The sequence below is a fragment of the Agrobacterium sp. FDAARGOS_525 genome, from assembly GCF_003938925.1.
Lineage (GTDB): Bacteria > Pseudomonadota > Alphaproteobacteria > Rhizobiales > Rhizobiaceae > Agrobacterium > Agrobacterium pusense.
Map to the genome: position 1 here is coordinate 250,884 of NZ_RKIU01000004.1, position 15,385 is coordinate 266,268.

Annotated in this window: 10 protein-coding genes and 2 pseudogenes; 7 read left to right on the top strand and 5 right to left on the bottom strand. The window is 53.4% G+C overall.

What is annotated here, in order from left to right; translation table 11 throughout:
- Positions 1 to 72: 72 nt before the first annotated feature.
- Both EGT36_RS17675 and EGT36_RS31530 read left to right on the top strand, forming a co-directional pair.
- Positions 73 to 2,358 carry a glycosyltransferase family protein gene (locus EGT36_RS17675; RefSeq protein WP_125270724.1) on the top strand — a complete coding sequence of 762 codons (2,286 nt, stop codon included), beginning with the start codon at positions 73 to 75 and terminating at the stop codon, positions 2,356 to 2,358.
- A gap of 726 nt (positions 2,359 to 3,084) precedes the next feature.
- Positions 3,085 to 3,339: a transposase gene (locus tag EGT36_RS31530; RefSeq protein WP_425117344.1), complete on the top strand. Its 255-nt coding sequence runs from the start codon at positions 3,085 to 3,087 to the stop codon at positions 3,337 to 3,339.
- A gap of 315 nt (positions 3,340 to 3,654) precedes the next feature.
- Here EGT36_RS31530 and EGT36_RS17685 read toward each other — a convergent pair whose 3' ends face one another.
- Positions 3,655 to 3,975, bottom strand: a complete 321-nt coding sequence (locus EGT36_RS17685) for a hypothetical protein (protein WP_125270725.1) — start codon at positions 3,973 to 3,975, stop codon at positions 3,655 to 3,657.
- A 952-nt stretch (positions 3,976 to 4,927) separates the two neighbouring features.
- On the opposite strand from EGT36_RS17685, the gene EGT36_RS31085 reads away from it, so the two are divergent.
- On the top strand, positions 4,928 to 5,410 hold the full coding sequence (locus tag EGT36_RS31085) for a peptidoglycan-binding protein (RefSeq protein ID WP_244456426.1): 483 nt from the start codon (positions 4,928 to 4,930) through the stop codon (positions 5,408 to 5,410).
- Positions 5,411 to 5,898: 488 nt separating this feature from the next.
- On the opposite strand, the gene EGT36_RS17695 is transcribed toward EGT36_RS31085, so the two are convergent.
- The 4 genes and pseudogenes from EGT36_RS17695 to EGT36_RS17710 all read right to left on the bottom strand — a co-directional run.
- Positions 5,899 to 7,059: a GNAT family N-acetyltransferase gene (locus tag EGT36_RS17695; RefSeq protein ID WP_286084154.1), complete on the bottom strand. Its 1,161-nt coding sequence runs from the start codon at positions 7,057 to 7,059 to the stop codon at positions 5,899 to 5,901.
- 231 nt (positions 7,060 to 7,290) lie between these two features.
- Positions 7,291 to 7,917: pseudogene (locus tag EGT36_RS17700) on the bottom strand (IS3 family transposase); the annotation flags it as partial.
- An 86-nt stretch (positions 7,918 to 8,003) separates the two neighbouring features.
- Complete coding sequence (locus EGT36_RS17705; RefSeq protein ID WP_125270726.1) at positions 8,004 to 9,365, bottom strand: IS110 family RNA-guided transposase; 1,362 nt, start codon at positions 9,363 to 9,365, stop codon at positions 8,004 to 8,006.
- A 230-nt stretch (positions 9,366 to 9,595) separates the two neighbouring features.
- Positions 9,596 to 9,828 (bottom strand): annotated as a pseudogene (locus EGT36_RS17710) (transposase); the annotation flags it as partial.
- A 730-nt stretch (positions 9,829 to 10,558) separates the two neighbouring features.
- Here EGT36_RS17710 and EGT36_RS17715 point away from each other — a divergent pair.
- From EGT36_RS17715 to rfbD, 4 genes are all read left to right on the top strand, one after another.
- Complete coding sequence (locus tag EGT36_RS17715) at positions 10,559 to 11,326, top strand: DUF6030 family protein (RefSeq protein ID WP_210211234.1); 768 nt, start codon at positions 10,559 to 10,561, stop codon at positions 11,324 to 11,326.
- A 1,497-nt stretch (positions 11,327 to 12,823) separates the two neighbouring features.
- Complete coding sequence (rfbC, locus tag EGT36_RS17720) at positions 12,824 to 13,387, top strand: dTDP-4-dehydrorhamnose 3,5-epimerase (protein ID WP_125270728.1); 564 nt, start codon at positions 12,824 to 12,826, stop codon at positions 13,385 to 13,387.
- Between the two features lie 10 nt (positions 13,388 to 13,397).
- Positions 13,398 to 14,459 carry a dTDP-glucose 4,6-dehydratase gene (gene rfbB, locus EGT36_RS17725; RefSeq protein WP_125270729.1) on the top strand — a complete coding sequence of 354 codons (1,062 nt, stop codon included), beginning with the start codon at positions 13,398 to 13,400 and terminating at the stop codon, positions 14,457 to 14,459.
- Complete coding sequence (gene rfbD / locus EGT36_RS17730) at positions 14,456 to 15,370, top strand: dTDP-4-dehydrorhamnose reductase (RefSeq protein ID WP_125270730.1); 915 nt, start codon at positions 14,456 to 14,458, stop codon at positions 15,368 to 15,370. The genes rfbB and rfbD overlap by 4 nt, the downstream gene beginning before the upstream one ends.
- The last annotated feature ends 15 nt before the right edge of the window (positions 15,371 to 15,385 follow it).

Here is a 15,385-nt window from a genome sequence, read left to right on the forward strand (position 1 = left end):
ACGGCGCGAATTTTTGAGCACGACCATCCGCCGCCGCTTGGAATTGGTGGCGAATTCAAAAGGATAGTAGAGTTGAAAAAGAACAAAGCTGCGGTGCTGCTTTGCGGCGCGTATGGCACGAGTTCAGGAATGGGCCGGACCACCTTAATGTTCTGTAACGCCCTGCTTCAGGCAGATCCCAACCTGACCGTCGTTTTAGGCTCTAACCTTAACCCATCTGACGCCTTGTTGCTCCTCGAACCTATATTTCACTCTCGCATTGAATTTCGCGATCTAACCTGGGCACAGAAACAAGATTCGCACGGCACAACTTGGGTGCAACCTCAAACCCTGGCTGGAGAAGACTACCTAGACTGTAATCTTTGGTTTTTATGGAACCTCCCAACCGAGGGTATCGTTTCGCCTCTACGCCCCTATGTAATATTCTGCGCGGACCTTCTCGTGAGGATCGTTCCGTCTGCATATTCGTCGCGGCCGGTCGGCGAAGGGGAAGTGTGGCAAGGGTTGCTCAACACTTTGCTATCTTACCGTTATGCGGCCTTGGTTTACTGTACCACGCCTCGTACACTCGAGGATGTGGTCGCTTTTGCCGGGGTGCCCCGCACCCGGGTTTGGCTGGCGCCTCAATTCGCTCCCCTCCCCAACGAACCAACGAGCGACGGCAAACGTGTCGTGCCGTTCGATAAGTATTTTCTCTGGACTTCCAACGATACAGCACACAAAAACCATATAAGGGCAATTAATGTTCTCGACCGTTACTACAATGACAACCCAACAACCGCTCTTCCATTAGTAATAACAGGCGTCGGAACTCGCTGGTTCAACCCTGACAATACATCGTCTACCCACGATTATCACATCGAAGTCCGCGAACTACTTCAGAGCAAGCCTCATGTATTGCGAAACATCTTCTTTCCAGAGACATTAAGTCGCCCCGATTTCATTAGAACACTGCGCGACGCAACATTCCTATGGCACAATGTTTTATACGACAACGGAACTGCCTCGGTTTTCGAGGCTGCAGAATACGGCGTTCCAAGTCTCGTCTCAGATTACCCGCAGATGCGCTTTTTTGACGAAAAATATAATACGGGCGCCGTGTTCTTCTCTGCCTATGACATCGAAAGCGGAGCAAAGGCACTTGAAGAGATGACGAGACTTGCGGCCGAAAATCGCAATCGCCGGGTTTCGATTGACTACAGTGATGAGAACCGTAGATTTCATGAGTGGATCAGAAACCTGCTGGGTGCAACTCGCGCCTTCAAGCCGAACGAGATTGCTGAAGGAAACCGGAAAGATTTGGAGTTTAATACGTCTGAAGGTGCGGCGACACTAGCAAGTTGCGCATCAAAAATTTGGCGTCCACTAGGAAGTTACATCCGCGACCTCCCGTGGACTGATATTCCAGTCGTTTGTCTCGAACTCGAAACAGTAACTAACAAACGATGTGCGGAAATAATCTCAGCTTTCGAGTCGGCGTTGCGTGAGCATTATAGGAACTTTAAGCTTCTCATTCTTGTTCGCGACGACGCTGGTTTTCAACAGTACGTGAAGAGCATTTTAACTGAACGAGTATTAGTTTTCGATTTCTTCTACGCAGGACTGATCGATAATAGTATCGACAGATCGACGGCTCACCAGCTGGCAGATGTCGTCTTCAGTACTTCAAAATATTTTCAAAGTGCAGAAAAGAAAAAAATTGATTTGGACGAATGTCAAACGATCGCCGAAATTACATGTAGCGTCCTCCAAAACCTGCCCAATGTTAATCTCGCACACGATTTGCTGAATTTTCCTCCTCCTATCGGATGTCGAAGTGACAGCGCCAAGATCATTGCCGTTTCCGAGCTAACAATTCCACCAATTCAATATCCTCCCTCGGAAGTTGACTTCAGTCAGAAAACGGAGAAGATCGTATTTGTTAAGGGCTTTTATGATGCAGAGCCAGGGTTCTGCTGGGTACAAAAATCGGCATCCGCCCGTCTGTCTGGAGGGCCTAGCCTTCGTAAACTGTGGCGAAGAGTAACCGAATTCTTGCCGAAAAATCTCGCCAAAAAATTTAAGCGCGACTATTTATTTATCGAGCTCGAGATCGAAGATCTCGCATTCGCTGATCAGAATGCGTGTAAAGATCTCTTCCTCGTTTGTTCCGTAAATGGAGAGAGTTGTGGCGCGCGCAAGCTTGCGGCCGGCCGTAATTGGTTTCGACTAGAGCTAGAAAGCCGGCATCGTCTGAAGGCGTCACTCAATACCCTGAATTTTGAGACAAATTATGAATATAAGGCCGGCGGAGCAACATCGCCCGATCAGCGCCTGATCGCGTGGAAGGCGTTAAAATTCGGGTTTATTTCCGTGTAGAGATTGCCTGAGTTTCGACAGTTTTCTTGAGAATTGGTCAAAGCTCTGGTCGGATTGAGGCGACCTCCGGTAGGCACCAGTCAGAACGGTAACTTTCGACCACCGATCTTCGTCTATGGAGAGCTTGGGTTCGGGCGTGTAGGAGAACGAGGTCGCTCAACGTCCAAGGACTGGAAGCTAGTTATCCTTCATCTTGACTTGTGCCGGCCCGTCGGGGAAATCTGGTTTTCAGTTAGCCGGAGGACGCAGTTGAACTCGCGGTGATAATTCTTGTGATGTCCGCGCTGGGCCCCCGAGCGCTGACCTGCCACTGAATCTTCGCCCGACTGCGATTAGAGCGTCGACGGTTTTGCACCGCACAAGTTTCTGGACCGGCTGAGGCCCGACTTGCAGGATTCAGCGTAAGGCCCCGACGATCCTCTTCGACCGTTATTCTTGTCCGTAAAGCATCCGGTAAGTGGATTTCCAGAGGTGGAATAGCGTTTCCGGTCTCTATACGGTGTTCCCTGGCCGCTGTCGCTGAGAAAGACGCCGCGCTTGGGATTTATTTCACCGAACGTTGCGATCAACGCTTATACAGTTAAGCTGACTGGCCTCAGTAGTCCATGTAGGCGACGAGCTGACCGCATCTGGCGTACTTTGAGCGTTCGCCTATATTCCAGATAGACGACTCACAAACTGTGAGCTTCTATGTCTGCGCCTATCTTTGGAACTAGAAACTTTCCTATGATCGAGGCCGTTCCGGAACGTTTCGAGGGCGTGCCGCGGCAATTTCGGCGGCGTTGGTCCTATGATTTCAAAGAGCGAGCGGTGGCTGAGGCGATGGAGCCTGAAGCGAGTGTCTCGGCGATTGCGCGTCGCATCGGCATACACCCATCACAATGGTTCGGCTGGCGTCGTGATGCACGCGCCCGACAAGGGAGGCTTCGGAGCCTGTGTCTGTCGAGGCGCATTCTGGACCGGTTTGCGCGCGGGCGGTGATCGAGGTTGTTATTGTAGTGGCCCCATAAATATCTGGACGCGATCTCCCACTTGTTAAGTGTGAGGAGTAATGTGCCCATTATGACTAGTCACATCCCTAAGATAGAAGTGTTGTCGGGCCCAGAGCGCCGCCGTCGCTCCCTTGGTGGGTGGATTCATGGGCGACAATCCGAAAATTACAAGCAGGAGAACATTATGGCTCGGGAAACGCTTCCCATCGCCCTAAACTGTCAAGAAAGAGGCCCGCCGATCTCGTTGGAGATTAACCGGCTGGGCCTCATGCCGCTGCGGAATTGGAACACCGGCGGCAATATTTCAATACGCTAATAAAACAAATGTTCCTTGCGCAGGTGAAAGAAAAAACCCGTCACCTGGCGGGGTGGCGGGCTCACGCTTGAGCGTTATTCGCAACGCCGCTGCATTCTCTGATGCCTGTTCTTTGGCATTCGTGTCGTTGGAAGAAAGATTGCCATCATAAGCTTGCCTAAAGCTTACTAAAGTAACCCTCCATCGAATTTGTAACAATTGGATCACCAGGGCGCTGGTTTTGCTGGCGCCGCCGGGAAAGGGCCTTCGCACGTGTATCGGACCTCGTACTGAGACTCGGCAATCAAGTGGGTTGATCTTGTCGTGCATGTACGTCCAGTCGTCTTTAGCCACTCGATTGTGGCACTCTCATACGACGCGGGGGATGTATCCGTTGCGATCGGTGCGGGACTTGCGATGCCGTTTTGCAGGTTCATTCCTCGGTCGCTGGCAACCAGGAGGCGGTTCTCACGTGGCTTATCAACTATCCGAAATGTTGATCCAGTCGTGACACTCTGCCACATGACAGGATCGATACCGTTAAAATCGTTCGTGGCGTAGTTTGTTCCAGCGCATCCGGCTGCGGCAAGAACCACGAAAACAGCGATTCCGCGATCAAGCGAATGCATGCGTGTCCCCTTTTACAATGGGACGACACTACATTTACTTTTTTCGCGGTCAAGTTAAACGTTAATGACGAGGCCCAGCAATATCAGTGGTCTAACGCCTCGAAGTCGGGTCTAAAAGAAGAGGCCCATCGGTCCTCGTAACCGCCGCGCATGTGCGCGATGCTGCGAAACGCGCGTGAATGAAAGCAACTTCAACTCTGTAATGATGGCGCTGAACAAGTACGGCGCCGAGTGCCGCCTCGATCTGCCTCATCGCGCCGTCGCCTTTCTCGCGCAGCTGCTTCACGAGATTAGCTCATTCCGATACGATCGCGAGATCTAGGGGCCGCCCCCAGCGCAGGAGCGGTCCGACACCCGTGCCGATTCCGGCAACACGCCGACCAAGAATGGTGACGGCTACAAGAAACGGGACGCGGCCCTATTCAGATGACTGGCGGCTATAACATACTGGCCTTCTATGAGTGGTGCAAGCGCAACGATTAATCCGCCGGACTTCGTCGCCAATCCGGGCCGGATCAATATAGATCCGTTGGAGGGTCTTTCCGCGATCTGGTTCTGGGACGAGGGCAACCCGGACCGGAAAAGCCTCAATTGTTATTCCGATCGCAACGACGCCGAGATGATCACTCGGCCTGAACGGATACGCTGACCGGATGGAATATTACACCGCCTCGGCCTCGTGGTGCGCGGGCACGATGTCAAAGACGTTCGTGGCTTCCAGGCCGCCGCGAAACGGGCGGGGGTATTACAAAGGCAATCTGGATGGACTGGATGGTCAGCAAAGGCGAGCTGCCATCCATCTGATGCTTGTCGATCTCGCACCTAAAGCGCAGGTCGCTCAGGTGCGGATCGAGGCTGCGCCTGTCACTGAAGAGACCGTGGCTATCACTCCGCCCAGCCTCGATGCGCTCTGGTGGAAATCTAAGGGTGCTATCGTGCCCATAGTAACTGGCGGCGGCCTTTCAACCGGTCTGGCTGCTGTCGGTACGATGCCCTGGCAGAACCTTGCGTTGGTTCGCCTGGCGTTCGGTATCGCCGGCGCCTTCCTCCTCTGGCGCAAGAAGGCTGACGTAAAGGCCGTGTCCGACCAAGTCACGGGGATGGCCTTAGTCGTAAGATCATTCCCGGTTGAATGAAGCTCTGCGCCGCTGCGTTTCTATCGATCGCCCCGTTTCAGGTCGGCAAGCGCGAGGGGAAGTCTGCCGCGCATGTCGAGGCGGCAAAATAAGCGGTCAACCGTATTAATAATCTGAATTAGAACAATGTGTCATTTTGCAACATGTCGGATCGTCATCGTTGTCTTGTTTTCGATAGCAGCCTGCCAGATAGTGCCTGCGACTAACGGATCCGGATACCAGTTTAGTCGACTTACCCGAGGAGACACGATGCTTAGGTAAACCTTGCCTTGCACAAGCCGGTCGACGTGGTTTTCCCGCAGCAACAGCTGCGTCATGTCTGTTGCCCTATCCAAAAGCAGGCTGAGCTCCGTTGCCTGAAAGTCACCCTTTGCGCCGCCATTTCTAATTCCGAAATAGGCCCCTTAGGCATCGAGATTGCAGCCTCCCAGACGTCGAAGTTGCTAATGCAAAACGCGAACGCTTGTGGGTTGCGCAATCCTCAGTATTCAGTATTCGGTCATCAGTTTGCTCCAGCTCTCAGAAGCCAGCCCGCCGATATAAATTTCGCCGCGCAGTGCGCGGCTCCTCAATTCTTCGCTTCGAGTTGTGATGCAGAAGTAACCCCGAAAACGGAAAGTCATACGTTGTTGGCGGCACAAAGCGTTCATCAGGAAAGTGTGGGACATCCCAGTGACGTGGGCGTAACCCTCATCAGCAAAATGACAGAATAGCTGATTAAGCACCTCACGGTCGCGACCTTCGGCTGTAACGATGTTAAGAACATAAATGGTCCTCCCAAGTTTGCCGTAGAAGAGTGCTGCGCCGATCGCCTTGCCCAGGCCGTCAAAAACCGTCAGGCAGGCAAGCCTGCCCATCCTTTCGTTTTTTTGTGCCATTGCGATGAGCCAGTCGAACTCGCTTGCCGACCATTCCGGCCTAACGAAAAATCGTTCTGTCATGGACAGTGCGTACTGGCGGAAGGTTTCGAAGTCGACAGGTTTTATTGTCAAACCGCCGGCCCTTTCCAGAGCTAGGTCAGGGTTGCGTTTTCCGACCAGATCATCGCAAAGACCGACGATGGAGAGAACCAGACGAGAGCCAAGGAACGGTACGCGGCGCGATAGCCGCAGCACGACGCTGGAGAACGGCTTTAGAGCTTTATGCCACTGAAGGCTTTTCACCGCTAGGATTGTACCTCCAATCGCTGTGCAATGGTCCGCACTAACGGGCGAGGAGGTGTCCGTAAAGCAAAGATCCTGTTGAGATGCTCGCATCGTGCGCGATAGACGGGCAGCTCCAGCAGCGCCGTTTTTGGCATCCGAAGCGAAGGCGCACAGAAGACGTGCAACGATTCGCTCACGATCGGCAATAAATCTCATTGGCAGCGCGAGAACGACGCTGGTTATCCGGTTGTCGCCGGCATCGTATACAACGCTACCATGCGCCGGGTCATAAATTGGGCTCTCAAAAAATACTTCCAATATGTAAGTGCGTAGATTGAACTTTAAGTTTTTGCGTGTTTTTCCAAAGGCGGAGTTGATGAGCTTTTCCACCGCTTGGACGTCGCATTTTTCCATCGGGCGAATGCCGGGTGCGCGATAGGTGTAATCCGTTTCGCGGACACTCGTGGCGGCTCCGTTCTCTGTTGAGGGCGTATAGGCGTCCATTACGTTGTTGTACCTTTCACGCAGAGGTTCGAAAAACGGAATATAAGAAAATGCTTCACAGCATTTAATTCAATTTAACATGAGGTATGTCGACACCTAGTACCGCATGTGCAGTACTTTGAGTGCAGCTTACACAAATGTCTATTATTTTTATCGGACCAATATCTTCATCAAAGAAGATTACTCACCATCACAATATGAATAGCCCCGACTTTCGTAGACACCCTCGGGTTAGATTTTCTGCTGCTTCTCGAACTCGACGGGCGACAGCATCCCGTTCCTGACGTGTTTGCGTTTCGGGTTGTAGAACATTTCGATGTAGTCGAACACGTCCTGGCGTGCTTCATCGCGTGAACGGTAGACCCTGCGACGTATCCTCTCTCGTTTCAGAAGATTGAAGAAGCTCTCGGCCACCGCATTGTCATGGCAGTTGCCGCGTCGGCTCATCGAGTGAACCAGATTGTGGTGCCTGAGGAACGAGGCCCAGTCCATGCTGGTAAACTGCGAGCCCTGATCCGAGTGGATCAGCACCTTGTCTTTCGGTTTGCGTCGCCACACCGCCATGAGCAGAGCCTGCAATACGACGCCCGTGGTCTGTCGGCTCTGCACCGCCCAGCCGATGACCCGGCGAGAATAGAGGTCGATGACAACCGCAAGGTAAGCGAAACCTTCGCAGGTTCGAATGTAAGTGATGTCCGTGACCCAGGCCTTGTCCGGAGCTGCTGCGTCGAATTGCCGGTCGAGCTTATTATCGACGACAGACGGTCTGCCGCCATAGATGCCGGGACAGCGTTTGTAGCCGATCTGCGTCTTTATTCCGGCGCGACGCGCCAGGCGCGCGACCCGGTTCGGGCAGCACATCGTCCGCACCGAAAACTGGAAGCGATGCAAAGCAATTAACGCGTACTTCACTTTGCATCCCTGGCGAAATACGCGGCCGCTTCCTAAGAAACACTCTCCGCATCGGGAATGGGATCAAGTTGATATCCCAAAGAGCGAGCACGGCGCTGCAGGTTTGCCAAGACTCGACCGCGATGGCGCTCGTCATATGCCGCCGCACCGGGATCACGATAAGCCATGCCGAACCGAAGGGCATTGAAGAAGAGAACCGCGATCTTACGCGCGGTCGCCGTCACGGCTTTCTGCTTTCCGATGCGCCTTGCCAAACGTCGATAAAATGCACCAAGTGCCGTGTCGCTTCGGCCAACCGTGGTGGCTGCCAACCGCAAGAGTGCGGCTGCCCGGTTCGATGATCGGCGCGTTCTCGAGGAGAGAAGTCTTCCGCCAGATATTTTGTTGCCGGGAGCCAGGCATAGCCATGATGTGAAGTGCTTGGCGGTGGGCCATGCTCGTAGATCAGTTTCGCATTCGCCGATGAGCTTGAGGGCGAGCGAGGAGCCGAGGCCGTGAATCTGTGTTAAGTCGGTGCCCGTAAGGCCGTATAGAGCGGCCCGGACATCAAAGGACGGTGCATTCGTCTGCTTGGTCTTTGTCCGGATTTTTGGCAGCGGCGCGAGCGGCACTTCGACTTCCACAGTCATCATGGCGATCGCCGTTTCCAGCTTGCGGTCGCATTCGAGCATCTTCAATTGATAGAAGTCGTAAAGCTCCAGTGATTGGGAAAGAGCAAACACGTGTTCATCACGATCGTTGCCGACCAGCGATGCTTTGATCGTTTCGATAGAAGAGTGGCAGCGAACGTCACGCAAAGAGGCCAGGGCGTCAGGATCGCGCTCGCCGGAAACGATTGCCCGGATAATCTTCATACCGGTCACGCCGGTGATGTCGGAGACAACATGATGGAGCTGCAGGTTCATTTCCATCAGAGCCTTCTGCATGTGCTGGATATGAGCTGCCGCATACTCGACCAGACGTTCTCGCTGGCGCAGATAAGCACGCAAAGTGGCAACCTGCGCATTGGGACGAAAGCTGCCGCGTAACAGACCATAGGAATGCAACTGGCGAAGCCATGCCGCATCATTGACGTCTGTCTTCCGCCATGGGACGTTCTTCGCGTAACGCGCATTGACCAGGATTACCTCAAAGCCATGCTCCTCCAGAATCTCGAAAGCCGGTATCCAGTAGACGCCGGTCGACTCCATAGCCACGCTCGTGACGCCGCAAGATCGGAACCAGTCAGCGAGATCATGCAGATCATGGGTGAAGGTGCCGAAAGCGCGGATTGGCATGTCATCGCTGTCCGGATTGACCGCCGCCATATGCATTGTGGACCCGATGTCGATCGCGGCTGCGCTCGGGTTCAGGCGGGTGAGGTTCTGCGGGGCAGATAATCTTGTCTTGGGCATGGCTTCTCCTCCTTCGGTTCGGGAGGCGCTGGGCCGCACAAGTTCGTCATTTTCCTAATAGGGATCGCTGCTGAAGCCGCGTCACCGCTCTCAAGTTCGCAACAGCCCATGTGCCACGTTTTTTACCGGGGTCGAACGCCTCCAATAAGTAGTCGGCAACTCCCCTCCGGTGTGCAGCGTAGCACAGCCTGTTTCTACCGCGCACAGGCGGACCAAAGCCCGTGATCGTTTTTTAGGATATCGCGTTCTCAGTGACGCGAGCCAGTTCCTTCTTCAGCCGCCTGATCTCCTCGGCCTCGTCGTTGCCCTTGGAGTCCGACCCAGCAAACTTCTTCTTCCATTCATACAGCGAATGCTGGCTGACGCCGAGACGCTGCGAAACCTCAGCCACCGGATAGCCCCGCTCCGTGATCTGCCGCACCGCGTCACGCTTAAACTCTTCGCTGAAATTCGATTTGCCCACGATGCTCTTCTTGCCTCAAAATTAGGAAAGAAGGCGTCTACAAATCTCGGGGCTATTCAGTCATTAGATTTACTTTGACGTGATACTTGATCAGTTTCGTAGCCTCCTCTGCTTGCGGCCGGCGCCAATAAGCCGCAGGAGGAGTGTGGCTTCATTCTCTTCCGATCGCCACAGTTTATTTTCACGGCGATGCAATACGATGGGCGGGCCTGCATCACATTTTTTCTTGAAGCTATGCGATCTCTCTCCATCCAAGAGGGATTGCATAGTCTCCGTCCCAGATAGTCAATTCGATCCACGCATCCCGCATTATGGCGTCACCGGCGCGGTCACGCGAAGCATTTCACCGTCGCTCTGTAGCGAAAGGCTGTTGGTCGCGCGGTGGCCATTACTGGCACCGATTTCCATTGTCTCGACGTTCACATTTTTCGTCCACGTAATGGGTTTCGCCGAAAATTCCCATTCAACTTTGGCCGGCACGCTCTCTATCATCAACTTATTGGCGCGAGTGAATTTGCCCGGCGTGGCTCACGTCGTCCCAGTCGCGTGAGCCAAGCAAATAGCATTCTTGAAGTGCACTCCTGGCTCGGATGGCCGATGTTGATACTTTCGTGCCGAGCAACTAAATATGGTCAAGGGACTCGAAACAAATCGCCCCTTCTGAAACGCTATCGATTATCAGAGGCTGGTGGTGGCGCATAATCGTCAACAGATTGTCTAGGATCCCCAGATGGATGCACCCCCGGAGAAGAAACCAAGCCGTCGCGCGCTGCTACTTGCAGTTCTAGCGGTTTGTTTTACCGTCCTTGCCACGGTTCTGCTCGCTAATGACAACACGCACCTGAAGAACCTACTGATCCACTTCAACCTCGTATCGAGTAAGCGCTTCGCCAGCACCCAACCAGAAACAAGAGCAGTCGAACGGAAACAGATCGCCGACATGAGCGTGCACATCCCGCGTCATCTGTTAAACGTCGAGCAGTCAGGCGCGAGAACAAAGTTCATCCGCGATTTCGTTGTTTCGGGCAAGGACCTGTGCCAGCGACTCACCTCGGAAATCTCTTTTAAGGCGCAAGATTGGCTCGCAAGCCCAATGGACCCTCAGCGTTTCGAATGCATGGGCGAATTTGCTGGAGGGAACCTAGCGGATCCTGCGAGGCAGTCGTCTCTATTCCTCGATATCAGAGGAGAGGCCTCCGGCAAGATTAAATCGGTTCGGATAAAAGCCGTGGCGCCTCCAACTCCTGAGGGAGCTCTCATTACCACGAAGCTTGATGCCGCGCTGGACATCATTATCGAACGGACCCGTTGGTCAGACCTCGCCGCCATGCGGGAACCCGCGCGTCGGATGCGGGCCTATCAGGCACAGCATTTCGGGATTTCGGTATCTATCAAGCCTGAACAAGGAGAGCCACATCGCCTGAACGTAATCTTGTTTGCGACCAGTCCAATGCCGGAAGTGTGGCTGACAAACCGTTTCATCAACCACCGACGTTGATCTGCGTTATGTCTGAACCTCATTACCCGTTGAACCTCTCACGAACCGCGAAGTTGAAGGACTGCGGTTTCAACGTGATCAGTTTGCGGGTGGCCTGCAGGCCGCTGAAGACATGCCAGACAGAGAGATAATTCTCGGCACACGTTGTTTCGTCGGGTTGGCATTTGCCGCAACGTTAAGAATGACTTCCTCGTCGAAGCGAGGTTGGTCATGCTGACGTAGAGAACAGCAAGCCATAGGTTACCACAGCGGCTGTCGCGCGCGCACGATCGCCACGCGCAGGAATATCTTCTTCCAGAGTATGTCACAGCACTCAATCGTTGCGGTCGGTTTCTACAATCCTGCCGTCGGTGTGCAAGACAATGCCCAAGATCCTCCTGATGCGGGGACAGCAGTACGGGACTTTGCGAACTCGGAGATAGCGTGCGATTAAGGCTGCGCATTGGGGAGTTCGGGCCTCTACTCCGGGCGGCGCCGAGTCCAAGGCAGCGATACTCCAGCTTGGCGAACAAAATTCGGACGTGCGTCGACGTGCGGGATCTCAGTGCGCTGTCAAGCCTGCAAGCTTCATGCAAGACAACAGTCGTATGGTTAGCTCTGAAAAAGAAGGTAGATCGAAAGCATCACGGTTGCAAAGCCTGCAGTGCTTTACAGCCTTGCCGTCCAGCCAAACGGTAGAATTGTTCAATTCCACGTGCGGTTCGACGCGACAGCCCCGAGGTCCGTAGATGCCCTTGGCTATGATTTTCCTGCGAATCGGGGCGACGCTAAAATACCTTACGTTTCAGACGCGTTAGCGTTATGGTCGTGGAAGATTTGTAGCTTCGGACGTCTTAACCCAGGTCGATGCGAACCGTAGCGACCGCGACGAAATCTTTCTCGCTTCAACCAGCCGCATTGTGATCGAAATTGATGAGTTAACTCATTGAGTGGACCTGATCGAGCTACCCGTGCTGTTCCGATTGCATTTTCGACAGCCACAGAATTGCACAGCGATGTCCGCTCCGGGCAATTCCCTTCGTCGCTCCGGGCAAACTATTTTTGCTGAACCGAGTTTCGCGGTAACAAGCGGCATCAGTTCATGGAATGCTGCGACAAGTCGTCCAACCGAGAAATAGGGCGGAAGCCCGGGCACTGCCAGCACAACCGGGCTTCCAGATCATCCTAACTTTCAGGGGCGGATGATCTCATGTTTCTTATCGAACAACAGGAAGGGCAGCAATACGATTGCCCTCAATGAATTAAAAACGCTAAGTTTCTTGGGAATTCCGCGACACGATGATGGTCGCTTCACAAGATCTCCTCGATTGACGTGATATGCGCGATCACACAAACCGGCTGTGCCAACCGCGCCCATGCCGTTCAAAAGGCTCGATCGCCGTGTTTTAGACTGGCCCGTGTATTTTCGCGCCAAGTTCAATCTTGCACAGGGATAAGTTGTATGGCAATGCTGCATCGCCATGAGAACTTGAGCGACAGTACTGACATGAGGTCACCGTGCGGCTAGACAAGCTTAAAATTCAAGATATCATTCTGATAACTCCAAAAAAAATTGGAGATAATCGCGGCTATTTCATGGAGGCGTTCCGAGAGGATACGTTTCATGCTCACGTCGGCGCGTTTCGCTTTGTTCAAGAAAACCGTTCCTTTTCTGCGGAAGCTGGTACCGTACGCGGCCTGCACTTCCAGCTCCCTCCGAAAGCACAGGGAAAGCTGGTTTCATGTACGGCAGGTGCGCTTCTGGATGTGGCAGTAGATATTCGGCAAGGCTCAGCGACTTATGGACAATACGTGGCGGCCGAGTTGACCGCCGACAATGGCGAGCAACTCTGGGTGCCGCCAGGCTTTGCACACGGCTTCTGCACTTTGCGGCCGGAAACTATCATCAGTTATAAAGTGACAGATTATTATAGTCCGGAACATGATCGTGGCCTGTTCTGGGATGATCCCGCAATTGGAATCGACTGGCCCGTGAAGCCGAAAGAAGCTGTTCTTTCCGAGAAGGACAAGAGACTGCCGCTTCTTTCTGGTCTCCCGGTTTCGTTCGTGTTCGGTCAATAAGCGAGGAATTATGCGAATTATAGTAACGGGCGGTGCCGGATTTATTGGCTCGGCTTTGGTAAGGCATCTCGTTCTCGACAAGGGTTATGATGTCTTGAACATCGATAAGCTGACCTATGCGGGGACACTTACATCACTGACCAGCGTTGAAGGAAACAACCATTACCGGTTCCTGAAAGCTGACATTTGCGATGGTAAGGCAATCACCGAGGCCTTTGAAAGCTTCCAGCCAAACCGGGTGATGCATCTCGCCGCGGAAAGTCATGTCGATCGCTCTATCACCGGAGCAAAAGACTTTGTGGAAACCAATGTTCTCGGCACCTTCACCATGCTGGAATGTGCTCGTGCCTATTGGCAAAAGCTGGACCGGGAAGACAAAGAAGCTTTTCGCTTCCTGCATGTCTCGACCGATGAGGTCTACGGGTCGCTTGGAGAGGATGGGCTCTTTACCGAAACCACGCCCTATGATCCGAGCTCGCCTTATTCCGCATCAAAGGCTGCGTCCGATCATCTCGCCAAGGCGTGGGCATGCACCTACAAGATGCCTATCGTCGTGTCCAACTGCTCCAACAACTACGGTCCATATCATTTCCCGGAAAAACTCATTCCGCTGGTGATCCTCAATGCGCTCGAGGGAATACCGCTTCCCGTCTACGGCACCGGGGCAAATATTCGTGACTGGCTATATGTGGAAGACCATGCCCGTGCGCTTGATGTCATTGCCGAGCGAGGCCGAGTTGGAGAAACCTACAATGTCGGTGGGCGCAATGAGCGTCGCAATATCGATGTCGTAAAGCGGATTTGTGCTTTGATGAATGAGCTGCATCCGGCTGGGCGGCCACATGAAGAGCTGATCCGATACGTTGATGACCGTCCTGGCCATGATGCGCGTTATGCAATAGATGCAAGCAAGCTGGAAACCGACCTCGGCTGGAAAGCCCGGGAGAACTTCGACACCGGAATTGAAAAAACCGTTCGTTGGTATCTCGATAATCAATGGTGGTGGGCTCCTTTGCGCCAAGGCTATGCCGGACAGAGGCTGGGGCTTCTCGATGCAGGAAGCGCGCAATGAGGCGTCGTTTTCGATATCTGGTGACAGGCCGCGAGGGACAGGTCGTACAATCACTGCTCGAGCGGTACCAACTGAAAAAAGCCGGCGATATCGATCTAATAGCTGTCGGTCGCCCGGCATTTGACCTGGCGAGAACGGAGACTATCAAATCCGCGATTGATGAAATCAAACCTGACATAATCATTTCCGCAGCGGCTTACACCGCCGTTGATCAGGCTGAGGCCGATGAAGCAACAGCAAGGCATGTTAATGCGGCAGGGCCTCGCGCGCTCGCCCAAGCGGCCAGTGTCCACGGTATTCCGATCATCCATCTTTCCACAGATTACGTGTTTGACGGCACAAAGACGGCTCCTTACACCGAGGCCGATCCTGTTGCGCCATTGGGTGTTTATGGATGCAGCAAGCTGGAAGGTGAGGAATATATCCTTAAGGCTTGGCAGGATGTTGCGATATTGCGCACCGCCTGGGTGTACAGTCCGTACGGCAAGAATTTCGTCAAGACGATGCTTCGCGTAGCAGAGACGCGGGACACACTGAACGTGGTTGACGACCAAATCGGCAATCCGACGTCGGCTCTCGACATTGCCGATGGCATTCTTTCTGTCGCCGCCAACTTATTATCCAGTCCGGACCAAAGACTGCGGGGCGTTTTCCATATGACAGGAAGCGGTGACGCAAGTTGGGCCGATTTCGCTGAAGAGATTTTCGACGCTTCGAGAAAAGCCGGGGGGCCCGTGGCCACGGTCCAGCGGATTGTAACGGCAGATTATCCGACCCCTGCAAGACGGCCTGCCAATTCCCGACTTAACAATAATAAACTGCACTCAACCCATGGAGTAAAATTGCCAGAGTGGCAAATCTCCACGAGAAATGTCGTCACGCAACTGGTGAAATCCAGAACCTATCTTTGAAGACATACAAGGAAA

Excerpts from the sequence above, each read along its gene's own strand:
- EGT36_RS31530 (WP_425117344.1), top strand. The coding sequence starts at position 3,085 with ATGATCGAGGCCGTTCCGGAACGTTTCGAGGGCGTGCCGCGGCAATTT.
- EGT36_RS17685 (WP_125270725.1), bottom strand. The coding sequence starts at position 3,975 with ATGCACGACAAGATCAACCCACTTGATTGCCGAGTCTCAGTACGAGGT.
- EGT36_RS31085 (WP_244456426.1), top strand. The coding sequence starts at position 4,928 with ATGGAATATTACACCGCCTCGGCCTCGTGGTGCGCGGGCACGATGTCA.
- EGT36_RS17695 (WP_286084154.1), bottom strand. The coding sequence starts at position 7,059 with ATGGACGCCTATACGCCCTCAACAGAGAACGGAGCCGCCACGAGTGTC.
- EGT36_RS17705 (WP_125270726.1), bottom strand. The coding sequence starts at position 9,365 with ATGCCCAAGACAAGATTATCTGCCCCGCAGAACCTCACCCGCCTGAAC.
- EGT36_RS17715 (WP_210211234.1), top strand. The coding sequence starts at position 10,559 with ATGGATGCACCCCCGGAGAAGAAACCAAGCCGTCGCGCGCTGCTACTT.
- rfbB (WP_125270729.1), top strand. The coding sequence starts at position 13,398 with ATGCGAATTATAGTAACGGGCGGTGCCGGATTTATTGGCTCGGCTTTG.
- rfbD (WP_125270730.1), top strand. The coding sequence starts at position 14,456 with ATGAGGCGTCGTTTTCGATATCTGGTGACAGGCCGCGAGGGACAGGTC.